Here is a 21,589-nt window from a genome sequence, read left to right on the forward strand (position 1 = left end):
CTGCGATCCCTCTTGCACGTTGTCGCTTGATGCGTATAACCCACGACAATTTGCGCATTCGGCGTCTCCCACCGCGCCCACCAAGCCCGAGGTCTATCATGCCAAAAAGAACCGACATCTCCTCGATCATGATCATCGGGGCCGGCCCCATTGTGATTGGTCAGGCCTGCGAATTTGACTATTCAGGGGCTCAGGCCTGTAAAGCGCTCCGCGAAGAGGGCTATCGCGTCATTCTGGTGAACTCCAATCCAGCGACAATCATGACCGACCCGGGTCTGGCCGACGCCACCTACATCGAGCCGATCACGCCAGAGGTAGTGGCCAAAATCATCGAGAAAGAGCGCCCCGATGCGCTCCTGCCCACCATGGGCGGTCAGACCGGCCTCAACACCTCACTCGCGCTTGAAGAAATGGGCGTGCTGGACAAGTTCGGCGTGGAGATGATCGGCGCAAAACGCGACGCCATCGAAATGGCCGAAGACCGCAAACTCTTCCGCGAAGCCATGGACCGTCTGGGTATTGAAAACCCCCGTGCCTCCATCGTGACCGCCCCAAAGAAAGACGACGGCTCCGCTGATCTGGACGAAGGTATCCGCCTTGCGCTCGAAGAGCTGGAAAGCATCGGCCTGCCCGCCATCATCCGCCCAGCCTTTACCCTCGGCGGCACCGGCGGCGGTGTGGCCTACAACCGCGAAGACTACATCCACTTCTGCCGCACCGGCATGGACGCCTCCCCGGTGAACCAGATCCTCGTGGATGAAAGCCTGCTCGGCTGGAAAGAATATGAGATGGAAGTGGTGCGCGACAAAGCGGACAACGCCATCATCGTCTGCGCCATCGAAAACGTCGACCCAATGGGCGTGCACACCGGCGACTCCATCACCGTGGCCCCTGCGCTCACGCTGACGGACAAAGAATACCAGATCATGCGCAACCACTCGATCAACGTGTTGCGCGAGATCGGTGTGGAAACCGGCGGCTCCAACGTGCAATGGGCGGTAAACCCGGCCGATGGCCGCATGGTTGTGATCGAAATGAACCCACGTGTGTCCCGCTCCTCGGCGCTGGCCTCCAAGGCGACCGGTTTCCCGATTGCCAAAATCGCGGCGAAACTGGCCGTGGGCTACACCCTCGATGAACTCGACAACGACATCACCAAAGTGACGCCTGCGTCCTTTGAGCCAACCATCGACTATGTTGTCACCAAGATCCCGAAATTCGCCTTTGAGAAGTTCCCGGGGTCTGAGCCGCACCTGACAACCGCGATGAAATCCGTGGGCGAAACCATGTCCATCGGCCGCACCATCCACGAATCCATGCAAAAGGCGCTGGCCTCCATGGAAAGCGGCCTGACCGGTTTTGATGAAGTCGAAATCGAAGGCGCGGATGACACAGCCGAAGGCAAAGCCGCTGTGATCAAAGCAATCAGCGTCGCCACCCCGGATCGCCTGCGCACCATCGCGCAAGCCATGCGCCACGGTCTGACCAACGATGAAATCCACGGCGTCACCATGTTTGACCCATGGTTTCTCGATCGCATCCGCGAAATCGTGGACGCCGAAGAAGAGGTGCGCAAGAACGGCCTGCCGGTCACCGAAAAAGAGCTGCGCGCGCTTAAAATGCTCGGCTTCACCGACGCCCGCCTCGCCAAGCTCTCTGGCCGGGACGAAGACAACGTGCGCCGCGCCCGTCAGAACCTCGGCGTGACCGCCGTGTTCAAGCGCATCGACACCTGCGCCGCCGAATTTGAGGCGCAGACCCCTTACATGTACTCCACCTACGAAACCCCAATGATGGGCGAAGTGGAATGTGAGGCGCGCCCGTCAGAGCGTAAGAAAGTCGTGATCCTTGGTGGTGGCCCGAACCGCATCGGTCAGGGCATCGAATTTGACTACTGCTGCTGTCACGCCTGCTACGCGCTGACCGAGCAGGGTTATGAAACCATCATGATCAACTGCAACCCAGAGACCGTGTCCACCGACTATGACACCTCTGACCGTCTGTATTTTGAGCCGCTCACCTTTGAGCACGTAATGGAAATCCTGCGCGTTGAGCAGGAAAACGGCACCCTGCACGGCGTGATCGTACAGTTCGGCGGTCAAACCCCGCTGAAGCTGGCCAATGCGCTAGAAGAAGAAGGCATCCCGATCCTTGGCACCACGCCGGACGCCATCGACCTTGCTGAGGACCGCGAGCGCTTCCAGGCGCTGGTCAACGAGCTGAAGCTGAAGCAGCCGAAGAACGGCATCGCCTCCACCGACGCCGAAGCGCTTGCGATTGCAGATGAAATCGGCTTCCCGCTGGTGATCCGCCCCTCCTACGTTCTGGGTGGCCGCGCCATGGAAATCGTGCGCGACATGGGCCAACTGGAACGCTACATCGCTGAGGCGGTTGTGGTATCCGGCGACAGCCCTGTTCTGCTCGACAGCTACCTCTCCGGCGCAACCGAGCTGGATGTGGACGCGCTGTGTGACGGAAAAGACGTGCATATCTCCGGCATCATGCAGCATATTGAGGAGGCCGGCGTGCACTCCGGTGACTCCGCCTGCTCCCTGCCGCCCTACTCGCTCTCCAAAGAGACCATCGCGGAAATCGAGCGCCAAACTCGCGCCCTTGCGCTGGCCCTGAACGTGGTTGGCCTGATGAACGTACAGTTCGCGGTGAAAGACGGCGAAATCTACCTCATCGAGGTAAACCCACGCGCCTCCCGCACCGTGCCGTTTGTCGCGAAATCCACCGACAGCGCGATTGCCTCCATCGCAGCGCGCATCATGGCGGGCGAGAAACTCGCGGACTTCCCCAAACGCGCCCCTTACGTGGAACTCGACGCCACCAAGGATCAGCCGATTGCGGATCAGATGACACTGGCGGACCCGAACATGCCTTGGTTCTCCGTGAAAGAGGCCGTGCTGCCCTTTGCCCGCTTCCCGGGCGTCGACACCATCCTCGGCCCGGAAATGCGCTCCACCGGCGAAGTCATGGGCTGGGACCGCAGCTTTGCGCGCGCCTTCCTGAAGGCACAGCTCGGCGCAGGCATGGAGCTGCCCACCTCCGGCAAAGCCTTCATCTCGGTCAAAGACGACGACAAAACCGACGCAATGGTCGAAGCGGCCAACATCTTGATCGAACTGGGCTTCTCTGTGGTCGCAACAGCAGGCACCGCCACATGGCTGAGCGAGCAGGGCGTGGATTGCACCAAGGTGAACAAAGTCTATGAGGGCCGTCCAAACATCGTGGACCACCTCAAAGACGGCGACATCTCTTTGGTGATGAACACCACCGAGGGAGCACAGGCCGTCAACGACAGCCGCGAAATCCGCTCCGTGGCGCTGTTTGACAAGATCCCCTACTTCACCACCGCCGCCGCCTCCAACGCGGCAGCACGGGCCATGAAAGCCCGCGAAGAAGGCGACCTGGAAGTGCGCAGCCTGCAAGGGTAAGCGGCGCCTTCACTTCAAAATCTTTCCAAAGGGCAGCCCACAGGCTGCCCTTTTTTCTGTGCCTTGACACCCTTAGACCCGCCGCCTAAAACCCGCGCTTTTCCTTGAGGAATGGAGTGTAGATCATGAGCACCAAACCACACACTTTGGGCATTGATTTTGGCACCTCAAACTCCGCCGCCGGGCTGATGGTGGATGGCGCACCGCACCTCATCACCTTTGACGCCGGTCAGACCACTCTGCCTACCACCTTCTTCTTTGATTACGACAGCCGCGCCACGCTCTTGGGACAGCCCGCCAACAATGCGCTCCTGCAGGGCGAAGAAGGCCGCTTCATGCGCGCCCTCAAACGCGTGCTTGGCACCACACTTATGCATGAAAAGCGCCAGATCCTGAACGAGCGCGTGACCTTCGTTGACATCATCGCCCGCTTCCTGCGCCACATCAAACGACAGGCCGAAGCCCAGACCGGCCTCACCTTCACCCACGCCATCTCTGGCCGCCCTGTGGTGTTTCACGGCAACGACGACCCGCGCGAGCAACAGGCCGAAGACGATCTGCGCGCCTGCTATCTCGCCGCTGGGTTCTCCGAGGTCACCTTCCTGTCTGAGCCCGAAGCCGCCGCCATCGCCTGCGGCGCACACAAACACACCGGCGAAACCGGCCTGATTGTCGACATCGGCGGCGGCACCTCGGATTTCTCCGTCTTCCGAACCACCGAGGCTGGCGTCGACATCCTCGCCAACCACGGCATCCGCATCGGCGGCACCGATTTTGACCGCGCGCTCAGCTTTCATCATGTCATGCCGCTGCTCGGCAAAGGCTCCCCCCTGCGCGATACTTTCGGCAAGGGCACCCTACCCGCGCCCAACGCCATTTTCCACGATCTCGCCACCTGGGAGAAAATCCCCTTCCTCTACAATGCCCGCACCCGCCGCACGGTCGAAGACATGCTGCGCCAGGCCGATGAGCCCGAAAAGCTCACCCGCCTTGAAACCGTCCTGCGTGACGAGCTGGGCCATGAGCTGGCCTTTGATGTGGAGCGCGGCAAAATCGCCGCCAACAACGGTGACACAGACGCACAGATCAGCCTGTCAGAGATTGAGCGCGGCCTCACCCAACCGGTGGACGCCGCGACCCTCACCACCATCCTCACCGATCACGCCGGCCAGCTGCACAAAGCCGCCGAAGACACGCTGGCGATGGCCAACTGCACCACAGCAGACATCGACCGCGTGATTTACGTCGGCGGCTCCAGCCTGCTGACAGTGGTGTCTGGCACCATGAAAACCGTGCTGCCGGACGCAGAGCACACCTTCGCCGAGGTCTTCACCGCCGTCGCCGACGGATTGGCGCGGGCCACGGAGCTGCGCGGCAACAGCGTGTAGCCCCTGCGCAGCCCGCAAAAAGAGCGACACAATTCGCAGGCGCACCAATTTCTCCGTACGAGACCCGCGCGCGCCCACATTCGAACTGACGCAGCCATCTTCCTATTGCCCCACAAATCTACCGCGTTCTTTCGATCACCATACTTGTGGGGTCCTAAGAGCAGCTGTTCGTGGCCCACGCGGCATTCTCTCTCAGAGAGCCCAATTTACCGGATGCTGCGCGGTGGGCGAATGGCCGCTTCGCCGGAGATGGCATTGTTTGCTTTTAACTTCTAATCTGAAATCATGGACAAAGTTATCTATGCAATTGGCGATGTGCATGGTCGTGACGACCTACTTCGCGACTTGCACGAACACATTCGGGATTACCACCAACTGATGCACTCGGGCAGAGATGCTGAGTTGATCCATGTTGGCGACTACATCGACGGTGGTGCGCACAGTCGCGAAGTCATTGATCGGCTCATGTCGGGCCTAGACGGTTTTCAAATGACATGTCTTCTCGGTAATCATGAGGCGATGTTGCTGGAGTGTCTGGCCACGGACAACCGACAAGCCTGGTACACTTGGCTTTCCAACGGAGGTGAGGAAACACTTGCGTCATTTGGCATATCCCTTCGTTTTGGCGGCTACGACCCTGACGAACTTCATGCAGGTGTGGGCGAAGATAGAGTCGCTTGGCTTAAAGCTCTACCGCTCTACAAAGCCGTCGAACCCTATCTGTTTGTTCATGCCGGGATTGCTCCCGGCATTCCAATCGAGCAACAGCAATCTAAAGATATGCTTTGGATTAGGTCACGCTTCCTAGATTGCGAAGAGGATCACGGCTACGTGGTTGTACACGGTCACACGCCCGGTGACGAACCTGTGGTTAGGGCCAATCGGATTTGTATGGACACAGGTGCAACGTCGAATGGATTGTTGACCGCCGCCGTATTGGATGGAAACGCTTCTCCCGCTTTCTTGCGGGCAGCCGGTCGCCCGGGAAAAACCGGCTAGCAACAGGAAGCCGACTTTGGCGCAGACGCAGCGAAATTGCGCGTCGTCCGCACCTCGCCGCTTCATGACCAGTGCAGCGAACGTCAGCTTTTACAAAATTGCCGCGACGCAGCGATCTGGTATCTGCCCCTTTTTCAGCACCGCCCCCCAACTTTTCCTCTTGCTGAAAATATCCCGGGGGTATGGGGGCTGGCCCGATCCATTCCAGCCCCGCGCAAATATAAAAACCACGCAAATCCATCGTCCGCACCACGCATGCAACAAAAACAGCGCACGACTCACCACCGTGCGCTGCCTCACATGCCCGAAAATTGCACCTCCGCAATACCGTCGCGATACTGACGCAATACCGACGTTGTGTTTTCAGACCTTTTCCTGCGTGTACTGACGCAACTCCTTGCGCGCCACCTGACGGCGATGCACCGCGTCCGGCCCGTCTGCAAGGCGCAACGTACGCACATGTGTCCACGCCTGCGCCAGCGGTGTGTCCTGCGAAATCCCGGTGCCGCCAAACATCTGCACCGCCTCGTCAATCACCTTCAGCGCCACATTTGGCGCCACCACTTTGATCTGGCTGATCCAGGGGGCGGCGGCCCGCGCATCGCCCTGATCCATCATCCAGGCGGTCTTCAGACACAGCAGCCGCGCCTGCTCGATCTCCATGCGACATTCGGCGATGATGTCATAATTGGCCCCAAGATGCGCCAATGGCTTGCCAAAGGCTTCCCGGCTCAGCGCCCGTTTGCACATGCGCTCAAGCGCCGCCTCAGCCTGCCCAATCGCGCGCATGCAATGGTGGATGCGCCCCGGCCCAAGCCGGCCCTGCGCAATCTCAAATCCGCGCCCTTCTCCGAGCAGCAGGTTCTCTGCAGGCACGCGTACATTGGTGAACTTAATGTGCATATGGCCATGTGGCGCATCATCCTGCCCATAGATCATCATGGGGCGCAAAATCTCGATGCCGTCTGTACCTGCTGGCACAACAATCATGGATTGGCGCTTGTGTACTGGCAGCTCCTCTCCGCCGGTTTTGACCATCACGATATAGACCTTACAGCGCGGATCACCTGCGCCAGAAGCCCAATATTTCTCGCCATTTAGCACATAATCATCACCATCTCGCACACAGGACATCGACACATTGGTCGCGTCCGAACTCGCCACATCCGGCTCCGTCATCAGATAGGCGGACCGGATCTCGCCATTGAGCAGCGGCTTCAGCCACTGCGCCTTCATCGCCTCTGTGCCGTAGCGCTCAAACACCTCCATATTGCCGGTATCCGGGGCTGAGCAATTGAACACCTCCGCCCCCAAAGGCGTCTTGCCCATCTCTTCGGCAAAGAAGGCATATTCCACAGTGGACAGGCCAAAGCCTTTGTCAGAATCCGTCAGCCAGAAGTTCCAGAGCCCTCGGTCTTTGGCCTTGGCTTTCAGCCCCTCCAGAATCTCTGCCTGCCGCGCGGTATAGGTCCAACGATCCTCTTTGGCGATCTCTGCATGATAGGCATCTTCCAGAGGCATGATTTCGTCCTGAATCATCTCTTTCACCTGCGCCAGCAAGGCCTCATTTTCCGGCCGCATTCCCAAAAACATCGCCGTCCCTCCTCTGTTCCACGTTGCCCCACCATGTCGCCCCGGCCCGCCCTTTGTCCACGACGGGCTGCGCGAAATGACGCGAGGTCTTCAAAAACCCTGTGTTTAAAGGGGGTAAATATTTCGGAGAAAATTTTTTGTTCTGAGAGGCATTTTTTTCGCCAAAAAACGCATTTCAGGTCTTGCACCTCTCAGCCGCTCTGAGTAAACACCGCCTCACAGTTGGGGTGTAGCCAAGTGGTAAGGCACCGGTTTTTGGTACCGCGCACCGTAGGTTCGAATCCTACCACCCCAGCCATTTTTCATCCAGTTCTAAGTACTTAGATAATAGCGCTCGAAATGTGCCGTCACCGCTTCTTTTGTGGTAGTTCAGCAAAAACCAAGTCGGTAAATGCTCGATTGAGACTGCTATGGCCTCCTTAAAACACGACTGAAACTCGTTTTAGCGCTCCTTTCTCACCGCTAAACCACATGCTGGCTCGCAGATCAGCGTTGCAGCGACCAATCAGAACTTATTGCTGCCTGCGAGGCGACTAACGGTTTCCAAAGTCATGAAATGTGGGGAGATTTTCGGATCTATACCCAGCGCAAAATGGCTGTTCACCAACCCCGAAATTCTCGCATCTACAATCGCCACTCTGGCCAAATTCTCGCGAATTGCAGCGCCAACCTCTTCAGAACCAGCACCGTGATGCAGGGCCATAGTCCCGACAAGGACACTCAAAGCTTGCGCTGAAACCTCCTGGTTTGTCAGTAGTGTACGCACCAGCCAGTCCACAGCAGCGCGTCCCTCATACTCCATCAAGGCAATCGCATATGCGCCAAGCATCGGCCCATCGCTTCGCGCATTCGCGCGCACGCCCTCTTGAAAAAAAGCCCGCAACCCCACCTCCTCACTGAGACCAAGTAGCAGAACACGCACGGGTTTAAGGTTGGCCTCTCCAACCACGTGGATGCGACTTAAGATGCGTTTGGTGTCAACCTGCAAACCCAGCTTACGAAAGGTGCTGTAGTCCAACAGATCCAATTCGCCCAAGGCCAAGTTGTGAAGCTCGGGGTCTTCCTCGTCCAGAAGCGCCGCAAAAAATTCGGCACGTCCGGCTGTGTCACCCTCCTTCCACTCAACGAGATGTGCGAGAATCTGGCGAAGAACCCGGTGCATGTCTTGATCCACATTAACCAAGCGCACCCACGCGCCGGTTTGGGAATCTTTGGCGAACAAAACACGTGCCTCAGGTGATTTCTCAAAGAATGCACGTGTTTTGCTGTCAACCATATGTGGAATCACCGCCTCTCCAGCCGCACCTCGCAAGGCCCTCACATCGGTAAAGCGAAATGGCGTTTCAGCATGCGATCTGGCAAGCACAATCGAGGAGCTCGACATCAATCTCTCAACCATCGTTGGGATCGGGGTGTATCCATGAAACGCGCAAGACAGAACTGGCGCAGCAGCCATTGCGGCAATGAAAGTGATGACAACAAGGTATCGAACCATGGTGACGACCTACCTGGATATCTGACCTGAAAGTGCGCCCTCTGCGTTTCATAGGACGGCAACAAAGACGCTCTGTCGAGAGTTTTGTGCATGATGTCAAAATGTTATCACATAACAACTTTGCAAAAATTCACTGACATTTCCTTGTGTCATGTTAGCGTAACGGAGCGCAGAGGTATTTGAGCGCGCTATTTTCAGGCACTATTTTAGGGAGACGACTATGAAACAGATGATTACATTACTGCTTTCCACCTCTTTCCTAGCATCGCCTGGGTTGGCAGATGGTGGCTCTGCGGATCCAAAGAAATTCGACACACTATATCCCGGAAAAACCTTTTCTCCCTATGCTAAACGCTCCTTCCCCAGCAACGTGTATTGGGGCGACACGCATCTGCATACAGGCATGTCCCTTGATGCAGGCTTGTTTGGAAACACGCTGGGCCCAGAAGATGCTTGGAAGCTCGCCAAGGGCGAAGAAATCACATCCTCCACTGGTTTGCCTGTCAAGCTTGGGCGCCCACTCGACTGGATGGTGCTCACAGATCACACTGATCTGATGGGATTCGCGATTGATCTGCAAGCAGGTGCGCCAAACGTTTTGGCAAACGAAAAAGGTGCAGAATGGTATGCAGGGTTTGTGGCAGGCGGCGCCGCAGCAGGTGAAGCCGCTGTTGATTTGATCACAAACTTCACGCAAGGCACCCTCCCCGAAGAATTTCTAGAATCCTACAGTACAGGGGCCCAAGCCTACGATGGCGTCTGGGAACGCATTATTGATGCAGCAGAAGACGCAAACGAGCCAGGGCATTTTTCGGCGTTCATTGGCTTTGAATGGACGTCCGTACCTAAGGGGTTCAACTTACATAGGAATGTGATGCTGCGCGACGGAGCCACAAACGCTTTGCAGGTGTCGCCACCAGTCACGGCTCCGCCGTATGGAGACACCGATCCGTTTCATCTTTGGAAATGGCTGGAAAACTATGAAGAGCGCACAGGCGGCACCGCGATGGCTTTCGCGCACAATGGGAACTTGTCCAACGGCTGGATGTTCCCGATCGAAGACACCTATCACGGCGGCAAGGTCGACGAGGAATATGTTCGGTTGCGGGCGCGCTGGGAGCCGCACTATGAGATTACGCAAATCAAGGGCGACGGGGAGGCACATCCCTACCTTTCACCCGACGACGAGTTCGCGGATTATGAAAACTGGGATGTGGGCAATCTCGACATAACGGAATTGAAGACGGAAGATATGCTCGCGGGGGAGTATGGTCGAGAGGCGCTCAAGCGTGGACTGCTCCTGGAAGAAAAGTTTGGGATAAATCCTTATAAATTCGGCCTTGGAGGGGCCACCGACAGCCACACTGCTCTCGCGACTGCGGAGGAGGAAAACTTCTTTGGCAAATCGACGAGTGTTGAACCAAGCGACAGCCGCATGACGCACCCTTTCGTAAAATCTGAACTTGGCGTCATTGAAGGCTATCAGCTGCTTGCCGCGGGCTATACGGGTGTTTGGGCAAAAGAAAATACGCGCCGCGCAATTTTTGATGCGATGGCGCGGAAAGAAACCTATGCCACGACCGGGCCACGTATGACCGTGCGGTTCTTTGGCGGGTGGCAGTTCTCCGAAGATGATCTGCGTACGCGCACGCCAGCCTTTGTCGGCTATGAAAAAGGGGTCCCCATGGGGGGCGACATGGGCCAACAGACATCAGAAGCACCGAACTTCATGATCCTGGCCGTACGGGATCCGATCGGCGCCAACTTAGATCGCGTACAAGTTGTGAAGGGATGGCTCGCGGCCGATGGCTCGCTGAATGAAAAAGTTTATAACGTTGCTTGGTCTGGCGACAGAGAACAAGATGCAAGCGGCAAACTGCCAGCTGTGGGCAACACGGTTGATCTGGAGGCCGCCAGCTGGGCCAACACCATCGGTGCCTCAGAATTAGCGACAATTTGGACGGATCCAGATTTCGATCCGGCTGAGCGCGCATTTTACTATGTTCGCGTACTGGAAATACCCACACCGCGCTGGGTCGTATATGATAAGGTCCGGTTCGGCGTGAACATTCCAGAAGGCTCCGAACTGATCGGCCAAGAACGCGCTTATACCTCCCCTATCTGGTACACACCGCAAGAAAATTGATACGCATGTTGTGCAGGCGGCAACACATGATTGCCGCTTTTCGCACGCAGCTCGTCTTGGCACCTCTCCGCTTGCTCACACAGTTCGTGGCCTTTAATCACCTGATGCGGCGCTTCGGTCCCATGGGCAGCTTAAGGGAGCGCCAGCAACTTCTCATTCTTTTATGAAATCTTCTAAAGGTTTGGCGCCGTCGTTCGTTCTCTAGGTAGAAGACATGAACGCAACCGCACACGAGCGACAATTTAGTGGGTGAGAGATCTAGCGCAGTCGAAGTAGCAACGAGTGTCGCATTGGCTTGAAAGGCACGGATGGCACATGCGGCTGCGCGCTCCCACGAAATCTTCGATATGGTCTTCGGCGGCGGCGCTCTAAACAATCGAGGGACCTTTTCGATGCTCACTAGAACTCTGACCACCCTACTAACAGCTATTTTTGCGCCAATCACCGCCGCTGCTCAGGATGCCCCAACACCAGTGCACGCGCCGCAACACATTGCGACAGATACCGTTACGCTGGACTTTGCGTCCATGCCTGAGAATTTGAAACTGGTCTACGCCGACGAAAATGGAGGCTGGATTGAAGTCTTTAAAGGCAAGTCAGGCGATCGCTACCTTATGGAGCGACAGTTTCCCGATGGTACATTAGACTATCTTGGCTACTACAATATAGATGGTCATTTGATTGCCCGCCATTATAGCTCTGGCAACATACGTACTTTTTCTCCACACCATTGTGAACGCGTTGTTGGGGAGTGTCGTTTTCGCTTTTGGAATACAGAAGGATCTGAAGGCACGTTGCACGTGCTCACCGAGCGCGACGACGATACATATATCACGGCTTTCTGGGAACTGGATTTCGCCAAGACATACCTGAGTTTTGTACCAGGCGAATACAATATCGCTCAATCCGGGATAAGTCCCCGCGGCATCGCCTTTGAACTTGTTGAAATGAGTGTTCAACACTAGCCGCACTTGCGACCGCTGTAAGCGTCCCTAGGAAAAACGAGGACAGAATGCCTGTCCTCGTTGGTTTCACTGAATTCCAAATTACTCAAAGCGGCGCGACAGCGGCGCAAACTGTGACAAAGGTGTGCCTGATCGCTTCCCGCGACCATTTTCAAACACCACGAACCCTCGGCTGGAATAATATCCAAGATATGCCATCTCCGCTCGTAGCTCGTTGAGATCGTCGGCTGAGAGGAAAAACCAAATGCGGCCCTCGTGATCGTATTCAATCCACGCACGCGCGGCGCCATCTCGCGCAAACTCAGGCACTTGGTCAAAGTGCTCTGATGCCAGCTGCGCGACTTCGTCTGTGGTGCCGATCACCATACGGCCCAACGTTGCACGATCCTCAGTACTCCAGATCAAATTGTGATCAGGCAGCATGCTGGACAAAATCTCACGCGCTTGTGCAACCTCAGCTTCTGTCGATACCGCTGCACTGGTGATGAAATCATCGGTGTTAAACGCGATCCCCAAAGTTGGTGCCAGCTCTTTGTCGACCGGACGACGCAGCATGTCAAAGCCAGGATCCACACGCAGGCCGAGCACCGGTGAGGCCGCCGGTATCTCGAAATCCTGTTCAACCTCGTCCATATGCAAAGTCACATGCTGGACGCCGGTTTCGGTTTCAACTTCAACAGGCACGTCAAGCAGGTATGGAGGCGTTGATTGGCGCAATACCAGTTTCGCACCCTCAACGGTTTTTTCTGCTTGAGCGATAGCAAGTGTCGGCAATCCTGCTTGATCCACCCACTGGGTGAAAAATGCACTCAAATCCGATTTGCTTTCCTGTTCAAACGCATCTTGCAGCGCGTTCCAATCGGCGCGCGCACCTTTGTTCTCAATGTAAAATGCGCGCAGCGCGGCAAAGAACACTTCGTCTCCCAGGGTCTCTCGCAAAAGGTGAAAAACCATTGCCGCCTTGCCGTAGCCTTCACTCTGATTTTGCTCATGACTTGCAGCGACAAACGCGCGTAGGGAAGACATCTCTGCATCGGAAAGCGCATCGAGATTGCGGATCCAGCCACGCCGCATCGCTGCCTCCTGTACGGGATCCTGCTTTGCCCCAACCCCGTAGTCAGCCAAGTAAGTCGTCAGTCCCTCTGACCAATTGCCCGCTTCATAGTCCACCCGCACAGCATTGCCCCACCAGCTATGAAGGACCTCATGCGCGAGAGATCTGCCATACATGTAATCATGTGACAGCAACTCCTGGCCAACAAACGTCAGGCCCGCAAACCCCAACCCGACCGGAATGGGCGCAGAAACAACCGAATAGCTATCGTAGGGAAATGGCCCTATCTGTTTTTCGAAGTGGGCAATATAGGTTTCGGTTGCGGCAAGATAACGGTCGGACTTATCAGCATCTTCTACATGGAAGTATGTGCGCACCGTTAGGTCTCCGACAGTGCGTTCAGCGACGTCATACCGACCGATGATCACCATAAGCTGATCGCTTGTACCATCGAATATAAAGCGCACATGCCGCTTTTCCCCTTCGATATCATCCGCGATGATTTTGCCGGTGACGGCGACTTGATCTGCGGCGTCAACTACAACAGTCACGTCATGGCTTCGCGTTGCATTCACACCTTTAGGAAGCCAGTTATCACCCAAGATGTAGCTGGCCTTCTCGCTCCAAGCCGCCGTTCTTAGAGTGTCGCTCAACGGAGGCACATTGCCTGCAAAGGAGCCGTCGTCCAGCTGCTCTGACAACCAATCCGCAGAAATGTCGTCCTGTTGGCAGCCATCGCATTGGATACGCAACGCGCCAGTTGCGCTGTCAAAGTGCATCGTCGCGGAAAGCGCTGTTTCTGCCGATGCGGCGCCGAAGGGGAGCGCCATAAGCAATATTTGCAAAACGCCTACTCGGAGCGCAGTCAAAAATGTGAAAGACATTTTCCATCTCTCTTTCGTTTGTAAATACTCAAAGAGCGGGGCCAAGGCCCCGCTCCAAGTGAATGTGCTTCAAAGAAGCGCTTCATCTGCGCCAGTCCTTTGCTGGATCAGAACGTGTAGTTGCCACCGATCCAGACTGTGCGCCCTTTCACGTAGGGGTTGGAGTCCGTTGCCGTGCCATTCTGTTTCTCATCCAGCAAATTGTTGACCCGCACATCCAGGCGGAACTCATTGCCCGCGCTGTTGGTGAAGAGACGGATCGAGCTGTTCAGGTGCAACTGCAGCTGACTTCCAAAGGCGTGATCTTCGTATACATCATACCGTTCGCCATCAGCAGGGTTGGTATACCGGTCCCCTGTCTCGACGGCCCCAATATAGCTGTCTGTCATATCAGCAATCAGACCGAGGCGTACGAGATCGTTGCTCCAGCTTGAACGAAGTTCAACAGAGCCACGCAATGGGATATCCAGATTGCCGCGCACAGTGTCAAATTCATTTTCGACATAGCCATTGCCTTTGTACCAAATACGATCAGGTACCGCAGTTTCATTTGCAAAGTAGGAGTTGTGCGATGTCTTGCGATCCGCCCAGGTCAGAGAGGTATACAGCCCAACGGCATCCAGGAAGCGAATACTGGGGGTATTCCATGTCTTTTGATATTCAAGCGAAATCGACTCATAGTCACTCGAACCGTCATTGGTCAGGAGGTTCTGCCCGCCACTCAGCATGGTTGTCTCAGATTGCGCGAAGAGATCTTTGCCTTTCCGCTTCAGACCACGCAACCGCCAGATCCCATTCGTCCAGGCATCGTTATAGGACATCGAGACACTTAATTCGTCATTATACGGCGTCTTAAGGTTGCTTGAGGTGTACGATTTAAGCCCTTGACCGAAGCTCGGACCCCAATCCGCAAGCGGATTGCCAAAGCGTAAACTGTTCAAAGGACCCGGCGTCGCATCGTGCACGGCATATGACAGATGGTTGTCATCGTAGTACCGGTTCGCACCAAACGAGAGGGAGAAGTTGTCTGCTGCGTTCCAAGTTGCAGACAAACGCGGCGCAATATCGAAGTTGTCAAAAACATCATTATAATCACCGCGCAGACCCGCGCGTAGGGTCCAGTCTCCGAAGGTCTGGTCCGCTTCGACGTAGAGACCAACCTGTTGGGCAGTTACACCTACATCATAGGCGTCTTGCGCGGTTCGGAATTGCAAGAACTGATCAGCATTACAAGTCGGATCACCGGGCAAGCATGTGCCTTGAGCGTTGGCTGCTCCCAGAAAATACTGCTCAAATCCGCTGCCGACATTGTGCACGTCAAAGTACTGATATTCGATACCGGAGCGGAAGTTACCGTTGCCGACCTCTGCATTTAAGTCAGCGGCAAGCGAAATACGGTTGTCAGTGATCTGCTTAGAACCCTGACCGCCCGTGAAACAGTTCTGCACACCAGCTGTGGGGTCGGGTGAACACCAATCCAAACTTCCAGACAAATCAGCATCACTGTGGTTTATCCCTGACCACAACAACAACTGGTTTGAGCCGGACTCGTTTTCAACTTCGTTACGCTGCGTAGACACTCGGAAGTCCAAAGTCGCATTCCGCAAGAAGCCAACATCATGCAGTTGTTTCTGGTATTCAACGTCCGCCATCAAAGACTTCGTTTTGATGTCGAGGTGGCGATCATAGCTTTCTGGTATGTCCCAGGTCTGACCATAATCCGTATAGTTTACACGCGCATTGAGCGCATCCCCGTTATCCAATTCATGTGTCACAGCAAACCGATAGAAATCACTGTGTGATTTTGAATCGACCCAATCTGACCCGTATTGAATTTCACGTTGCTTTTGAGTGCTCGCGCGTTGTGTCGAGTAACCGAACAGCACCGCAGTACGATCAGAAACAGGTGTGGAATAGTCCAGCGCGAACGTGGACTTTGTCCATTCTGGCTTGGCGCGGTCTTCTGGATTCTCACCGTCCTCTGTTGCCAAAGAGTACTTGGCCATATTGTCGTCTTGGTAGGAGAAATTGACAGATCCCCTCGGCCCTTCAAGATCCGGCTTACGCAGCTTGTAGTTCACGACGCCGCCAACGAATCCGCCGTATTTTGCCGAAACATTTGAGTCAAAAACTTCCGCCTGCTCCACAAAGCTGGTCGGAACAAACTGGGTCTGAGAATGAAGACCATATAGCTCAAATAGCTGCGGAGTTTCACCATCTTTAGGAGCGTACTCGCCAGTGGGGCTGGACAGAGAGTTCACACCAACACCGTCAATCATGATGTTGTTTTCATTCACCGCAGCGCCAGAAATTGACAGATTAAGAGGCTTCAGATTCAACACATCATCGGTGTGTTCACCGATATCGTTGGGCACGCCATTGGAGTAACCGCCGCGGTTTTGTCCTACATCCGTACGTGTCTGCACATTTGGCAACGTACCGATGGCGGTGTTCGCGTCCTCACCAGTTGAGCGGTATTCGATGGCACGCGCGTCCAGTACCACCTGTCCGGTATTGTTTGGATCGTCAGGGTTGATCGGTTGGCCGGTTTCAGGATCGTATGAAACGATGATCGTTCCAAGATCCACATACTCTTCGCCATCGTCCAAAGTGATCACATTCTGTGACACCTCTTCTCGCGAAACGATCACGCCGTTTTTACCCACACTGCGCACAGACATACCTGTGCCCTCAAGCAGCGCCTGCAGCGCTTCTGTGGGTGTCATAAGCCCGGTGACGCCTTGGGTCTGGGTGTCTGCGATCACGCGTGCGCTTGCTGCGATGCGTAGGCCAGTCTCTCGCCCAAGTTCGGTAATTGCAGTGGCAAGCGGCTGGGCATTGATATCAATGGTTTGGGCCTGCTCCGCCTTGAGAGCTGCGGAAAACAAAGCAGACAAGCTCAACGCCAGGGCAGTGGTATTGCGTAGTGATGTTTTTTTCATAGGTCTCCCGCGCCGAAGCGCGCTTTTTCGAGTGGCTTTCACTGAGAAAACGAACCAGAAGACCAAACCTTTAGAAAAAAGATCAGGAATTTTATCTTTTCGCGATGACGGACACGACGTAGGGCATGGAAATGACTTTCGCCCCCATTAATTCGACCACCAGATCGAGAGATTGCTGCGGATCAGACAGATCAAAAGACCCGACAATTTTTGTGTCCGCAAGCGTCGCGTCAGTCACGATAAGCTGCCCGGGCATGCGCCGATCCAAGACATCGACAATTTGCTCAAACGTCATATCATCAGAGATCAAAACGTCATTGCGCCAACTTGCGGTTTGTGACGCATCAAACTTGGTGAGGCGGGCTCCAACATCATCTGACCAGACCAACCGATCACCGGGCCGCAACTGCCACGACGCGTTTTCAATCACGACATTCACAGCCCCTTCAGCCACCGAAACCATACCGCTGTTTTCGTCGCCTGTGACTTCAAACGCCGTACCTGTCACCTGCACACGCACATCGCCTGCGGTCACAACGAAAGGACGACTTTCCGTTTCAACATCAAAAAACGCTGCCCCTTGTAAAAGGTGAACATGCCGTTCATGTGCATCGCTTTTGTCAACGAAGGCAGATCGTGCATCAAGTGCAAGGTAATCCCCGCTGTCCAGATGCAGCGCTTGCGTATCATATTGCGTGTAAACATCTGCAATCAGAATATGGCGATTTGCCTGAAAGGTAACATACCCCGCAACCAGAACTGCCCCGGCAAGCGCAAGCGAGGCCACGCCAGGTCGCTTGGCACGCTTTGCCGTACCCGTGACACTCCAGACTTGTAGCATTTTATGATAAGCTAGGCGCTCTTCTTCCCCACGCGCAAGAAATGACTCCCGCTCTCGCAACAGTTTAGGGTCTTCAGGATTGTCTCGCAGCCTCAGAAAGATGTCTGTGGCGTCACGTATCCGCTGGATCTCGTCTGAGTCTTGCATCACTTTTAAAATGTCCTGAAACGGGCAGTTGTAGAAAATCGCCTAACCTGAACGCAAAGGCTTCAAATCAGTCTTCGAACACGACCACAAGTCGGACAATCGCATCAGATACAAGCTGACTGGCACGAGACTCCGAGACTCCCAGTCGTTTGCCAACTTCTTTCAGCGTCATACCTTCGATGCGGCTATACCGGAAAGCCAAGCGCACCTTCGGCGGAAGAGTTTCAACCAGTTTGATAACGTTGTGAAGCTGTTGACGTGCCAACACCACGCGCTCAGCATCAAGCGCGGTCTCATCCAAAAGGCGCTGGGTTTCAATCGCTTCGAACTCAATGCGGCGTTTGCGATGCCAGTCAATCGCAAGATTTTTCACAATACGCAGCAAAAGCGGGCGCGTATGCTCCGCTGGATATTGCTTGGCGTGCCAACGTATCCAGCTCTCCTGCACCAACTCTTCAGCCACAGCATGGCTGTCTACGATACGATACGCTGCAGCGATCAGCCTGTCCCGCTCATCAACAAAGGTATCCAAACCGGTCGCATATGTTGGATGGGTCATTGCCAGCCCTTAATAGATGGATGAGTTGGGCTTGCTCCATCCGAGCTTGCTGTATGCGCTTTACACGGGCGGTTTCATAAGAAGAAGAGGAGATGAGTTCTTTGACGGTCGCTGCTTAAAATTCGTCCAGAACCGGGGCAGAATAGTCACAGTAAATTTATCAGAAATAAAATTGAGACCTCGGCCAACAGGACAGTGCCCCTTAGCTATTGAAACAAGTGCCCCTCGCCTCATACAGCGGCGGCGACAACATGCAGAGGGTCAGTCAACACCGATAATGTGCTGCTCACCACGCTGACGCGCCAGCATCATTTGTTTTTGGCGCTCTCTAAATCGGGCTTTGTCTGCCTCCGAATAGTCATCAACACACTGATGACAACTCACTCCGGCTTCATAACCCTGGCGCTCCTGATCCTCTGGCAAGATAGGACGACGACACGCGTGGCACAAAATGTGCGGGCCTTCCTTGAGACCATGGCCAACGGAGACCCGGCCATCGAACACAAAACACTCACCATCCCATGTGCTCTCTTCTTGAGGCACCTCTTCCAGATACTTCAAGATACCGCCCTTAAGATGGTAGACGTCTTCCACCCCTTGGCTCATCAGAAAGTTTGTGGACTTCTCGCACCGAATGCCACCTGTGCAGAACATGGCGACCCGCTTGTTGTGAAAGCGCTCTTTGTTTTCATCCCACCATGCAGGGAAATCTCTAAACGACGCCGTTTCGGGGTCAATCGCGCCCTGAAACGTACCAATGGCAACCTCGTAGTCGTTACGTGTATCAATCGTCACGACGTCGGGAGATTTTATCAACTCGTTCCAATCCGCAGGATCCACGTAATGGCCAACGTGCGCAGTCGGGTCGACATTGGGCTGGCCCAGCGTGACTATCTCTTTCTTGAGCTTAACCTTCATCCTCGGAAAAGGCTTTTCAGCTGCCGTGCTCAGTTTCCACTCAAGATCGGCACATCCGGGTAATGACTGAATATGCCTGATGGCTGCTTCAATCCCTTTCTTGGGCCCCGCGATGGTGCCGTTTATCCCCTCATGTGCCAGCAACAAAGTTCCGGTGACACCTTCCTTGAGACACAACTCCAAGAGCGGTGCACGCAGGGCTTCATGGTTGTCAAAGCGGGTAAAGTGATAGAGAGCGCAGACGGTAAACATGGCATCCCAATACGCCCATTTGCCCATCGCATCAAGGCAGACTAAGTCTGTGGATTAACCAGTGGTTGAACACAACCTGTGACAATCAACAACACGCGAGACTCAAGCAAGCACAACCCAACCAGAGGCCAATGGCAAACTGGAGGAGTTGGTACGCTTTCTTGCGCGGGCAGCAGCGGAAGCGGATTTCCAGGAATTTGTTCTCGCACCCACGGACCCTGATTGTGGGCGGCAAGACACTCCGCGCTGCCCGCAGAAAGGACGCCCTACATGAAGGACATAAACCGCAAGCGCGTTGCGATTTACGCGCGATACTCATCAGACTTACAAACCGATAAATCCATCGAAGACCAGATCCGCGTCTGCCAACAACGCGCCAGCCAAGAAGGCTGGGATGTGGTCGAATGCTACACAGACCACGCCCTTTCTGGCGAGAACCTGTTTCGACCTGGCATCCAAGCCTTGCTGAGCGCAGCCCCAACGGGCCAATTCGACATTGTGCTGTCAGAGGCCTTGGACCGGATCAGTCGTGACCAAGAAGTTGCGGCAAGAGTCTTCAAGCAACTGCGCTTTAATGATCAACAGATATTCACCCTGTCGGAAGGGTTCATAAATGAGCTGCACATTGGGTTCAGCGGAACCATGGGCGCCATGTTCCTCAAAGAGCTGGCCAATAAAACCCGCCGTGGTCTGCAAGGACGCGCCGTCAAAGGTAAGAGCGCAGGTGGCATTGTCTATGGCTATGACGTGGCGCATGAGGCTGGTGCAAACGGTATGATCGAACGCGGAGGCCGCAAGATCAACGAAGCCCAGGCCAAGGTCGTCAAACGCATCTTCACAGCCTATGTCTCAGGCCAATCTCCAGCGTCACTCGCCAAACAACTCAATGCTGAGAATGTGCCCGCCCCCAATGGCGGGGCTTGGGGCCCAAGCACGATCTATGGCAACCGGGAACGCGGCACCGGCATCCTGAACAACGAACTCTATATCGGGCGTCAGATCTGGAACCGGCTGCGCTACATCAAAAACCCTGAGACCGGTAAACGCATCTCCCGTATGAACCCCGAAGACCAATGGGTTATCACAGAGGTGCCAGACCTGCGCATCATTGACCAAGACCTCTGGGACAAGGTCAAAGCGCAGCAGGGCGTCCATAACAAAGCCGACAAGCCATTGCACCAGCGCAACCGCCCCAGCTACCTGCTGTCCCACCTGGTCAAATGCGGCTGCTGTGACGGCGGCTACGCCATGCACAACAGAACCCACCTATCTTGTTCCACCGCAAAGAACAAAGGCACCTGCTCAAATAAGCTGACCATCAAACGCGAAGATCTGGAAGCCAAAGTGCTTCACGCACTCAATGCCAACCTTATGGATGAACGCCTCGTCGAGACCTTCTGCCAGGAATATACCAAACGTATGAACGAGCTGCGCCGCGAGCAAAACGCAGCACGCTCCTCCTTCGTCAAAGAACAAGGCAAGCTCACACGCGAGAAAGAGAAGATCGTTCAGTCGATCTGTGATGGCGTCCCAGCAGAGATGCTCAAAGACCGCGCTGTCTTCATCAATGACCGCCTCAAAGAAATTGAGACGCTGCTGACTGCGCAGGCTGAACAGAAGGTGATGTTTCACCCCAATATGAGCGCGCGCTACAAGCAGGAGGTTTCAAACCTCATGACCACGCTCAACAACCCTGAGCGCCGCGTCGAGGCGTCACAACACCTCAGAACGATGATCGATAAAGTGGTCCTCATCCCCAATGAGGCGGGTGACGATCTCACCATCGATCTGATCGGCGACTTGGCAGGTATCCTGTCAGTTGCCACCTCGTCGGAAAGCAGTCGCGTCGCAGCGGAGCTTTCTAAACTTCAACCTATGCAACAAGGGGTTAGCCCTAAAACGACAAAAGCACCGCAGATTAACTCTGATGGTGCTTTGTATGTCGGTTCTACTTCACAAGTAGAGC

13 protein-coding genes and 1 tRNA gene are annotated in these 21,589 nt (G+C 55.1%); 7 read left to right on the forward strand and 7 right to left on the reverse strand.

The features are described from left to right. Positions 1-98: 98 nt before the first annotated feature. From carB to PJL69_RS06670, 3 genes are all read left to right on the forward strand, one after another. Positions 99-3,440 carry a carbamoyl-phosphate synthase large subunit gene (gene carB / locus PJL69_RS06660; RefSeq protein WP_271308939.1) on the forward strand — a complete coding sequence of 1,114 codons (3,342 nt, stop codon included), beginning with the start codon at positions 99-101 and terminating at the stop codon, positions 3,438-3,440. Positions 3,441-3,565: 125 nt separating this feature from the next. Continuing rightward, positions 3,566-4,828 (forward strand): Hsp70 family protein, encoded by a 1,263-nt coding sequence (locus tag PJL69_RS06665; RefSeq protein ID WP_271308940.1) that lies wholly within the window; start codon positions 3,566-3,568, stop codon positions 4,826-4,828. A gap of 285 nt (positions 4,829-5,113) precedes the next feature. Beyond that, positions 5,114-5,827, forward strand: a complete 714-nt coding sequence (locus PJL69_RS06670; RefSeq protein ID WP_271308941.1) for a metallophosphoesterase family protein — start codon at positions 5,114-5,116, stop codon at positions 5,825-5,827. Positions 5,828-6,190: 363 nt separating this feature from the next. On the opposite strand, the gene PJL69_RS06675 is transcribed toward PJL69_RS06670, so the two are convergent. Continuing rightward, positions 6,191-7,420 carry an acyl-CoA dehydrogenase family protein gene (locus PJL69_RS06675; RefSeq protein ID WP_271308942.1) on the reverse strand — a complete coding sequence of 410 codons (1,230 nt, stop codon included), beginning with the start codon at positions 7,418-7,420 and terminating at the stop codon, positions 6,191-6,193. A 223-nt stretch (positions 7,421-7,643) separates the two neighbouring features. Between PJL69_RS06675 and PJL69_RS06680 the strand changes: the two genes are divergently transcribed. After that, positions 7,644-7,718 (forward strand) — tRNA-Gln (locus PJL69_RS06680). 207 nt (positions 7,719-7,925) lie between these two features. Here PJL69_RS06680 and PJL69_RS06685 read toward each other — a convergent pair. Further along, a complete protein-coding gene (locus PJL69_RS06685) occupies positions 7,926-8,915 on the reverse strand; it encodes a hypothetical protein (protein ID WP_271308943.1) in 990 nt (329 codons plus the stop codon). A gap of 220 nt (positions 8,916-9,135) precedes the next feature. On the opposite strand from PJL69_RS06685, the gene PJL69_RS06690 reads away from it, so the two are divergent. Both PJL69_RS06690 and PJL69_RS06695 read left to right on the forward strand, forming a co-directional pair. Further along, positions 9,136-11,061, forward strand: coding sequence for a DUF3604 domain-containing protein (locus tag PJL69_RS06690; protein WP_271308944.1), 1,926 nt, complete (start codon positions 9,136-9,138; stop codon positions 11,059-11,061). Between the two features lie 308 nt (positions 11,062-11,369). Beyond that, positions 11,370-12,026, forward strand: a complete 657-nt coding sequence (locus PJL69_RS06695) for a hypothetical protein (protein ID WP_271308945.1) — start codon at positions 11,370-11,372, stop codon at positions 12,024-12,026. Positions 12,027-12,107: 81 nt separating this feature from the next. Here PJL69_RS06695 and PJL69_RS06700 read toward each other — a convergent pair whose 3' ends face one another. The 5 genes from PJL69_RS06700 to trhO form a co-directional block, all read right to left on the reverse strand. Further along, complete coding sequence (locus tag PJL69_RS06700) at positions 12,108-13,964, reverse strand: M1 family metallopeptidase (RefSeq protein ID WP_271308946.1); 1,857 nt, start codon at positions 13,962-13,964, stop codon at positions 12,108-12,110. Between the two features lie 107 nt (positions 13,965-14,071). After that, the gene (locus PJL69_RS06705) at positions 14,072-16,906 is read right to left on the reverse strand and encodes a TonB-dependent receptor (RefSeq protein WP_271308947.1); all 2,835 of its coding nucleotides are present in this window, start codon (positions 16,904-16,906) and stop codon (positions 14,072-14,074) included. Positions 16,907-16,997: 91 nt separating this feature from the next. Then, a complete protein-coding gene (locus PJL69_RS06710) occupies positions 16,998-17,894 on the reverse strand; it encodes a FecR family protein (RefSeq protein ID WP_271308997.1) in 897 nt (298 codons plus the stop codon). A gap of 67 nt (positions 17,895-17,961) precedes the next feature. Further along, entirely contained in the window at positions 17,962-18,453 is a 492-nt protein-coding gene (locus PJL69_RS06715) for an RNA polymerase sigma factor (RefSeq protein WP_271308948.1), read from the reverse strand. A gap of 261 nt (positions 18,454-18,714) precedes the next feature. Continuing rightward, entirely contained in the window at positions 18,715-19,623 is a 909-nt protein-coding gene (gene trhO, locus PJL69_RS06720) for an oxygen-dependent tRNA uridine(34) hydroxylase TrhO (RefSeq protein ID WP_271308998.1), read from the reverse strand. Between the two features lie 270 nt (positions 19,624-19,893). On the opposite strand from trhO, the gene PJL69_RS06725 reads away from it, so the two are divergent. Beyond that, positions 19,894-21,589 (forward strand): recombinase family protein (locus tag PJL69_RS06725; RefSeq protein ID WP_271308949.1); only part of this gene is annotated, 1,696 nt, incomplete at its 3' end.

Source organism: Shimia sp. MMG029, assembly GCF_027947445.1.
In the GTDB taxonomy this organism is placed as follows: domain Bacteria; phylum Pseudomonadota; class Alphaproteobacteria; order Rhodobacterales; family Rhodobacteraceae; genus Shimia.

Coding starts and splice junctions, on each gene's coding strand:
- PJL69_RS06710 (WP_271308997.1), bottom strand. CDS start 17,894: ATGCAAGACTCAGACGAGATCCAGCGGATACGTGACGCCACAGACATC.
- PJL69_RS06700 (WP_271308946.1), bottom strand. CDS start 13,964: ATGTCTTTCACATTTTTGACTGCGCTCCGAGTAGGCGTTTTGCAAATA.
- PJL69_RS06695 (WP_271308945.1), top strand. CDS start 11,370: ATGGCACATGCGGCTGCGCGCTCCCACGAAATCTTCGATATGGTCTTC.
- PJL69_RS06690 (WP_271308944.1), top strand. CDS start 9,136: ATGAAACAGATGATTACATTACTGCTTTCCACCTCTTTCCTAGCATCG.
- PJL69_RS06685 (WP_271308943.1), bottom strand. CDS start 8,915: ATGGTTCGATACCTTGTTGTCATCACTTTCATTGCCGCAATGGCTGCT.
- trhO (WP_271308998.1), bottom strand. CDS start 19,623: ATGTTTACCGTCTGCGCTCTCTATCACTTTACCCGCTTTGACAACCAT.
- PJL69_RS06715 (WP_271308948.1), bottom strand. CDS start 18,453: ATGACCCATCCAACATATGCGACCGGTTTGGATACCTTTGTTGATGAG.
- PJL69_RS06705 (WP_271308947.1), bottom strand. CDS start 16,906: ATGAAAAAAACATCACTACGCAATACCACTGCCCTGGCGTTGAGCTTG.
- PJL69_RS06670 (WP_271308941.1), top strand. CDS start 5,114: ATGGACAAAGTTATCTATGCAATTGGCGATGTGCATGGTCGTGACGAC.
- PJL69_RS06665 (WP_271308940.1), top strand. CDS start 3,566: ATGAGCACCAAACCACACACTTTGGGCATTGATTTTGGCACCTCAAAC.
- carB (WP_271308939.1), top strand. CDS start 99: ATGCCAAAAAGAACCGACATCTCCTCGATCATGATCATCGGGGCCGGC.
- PJL69_RS06675 (WP_271308942.1), bottom strand. CDS start 7,420: ATGTTTTTGGGAATGCGGCCGGAAAATGAGGCCTTGCTGGCGCAGGTG.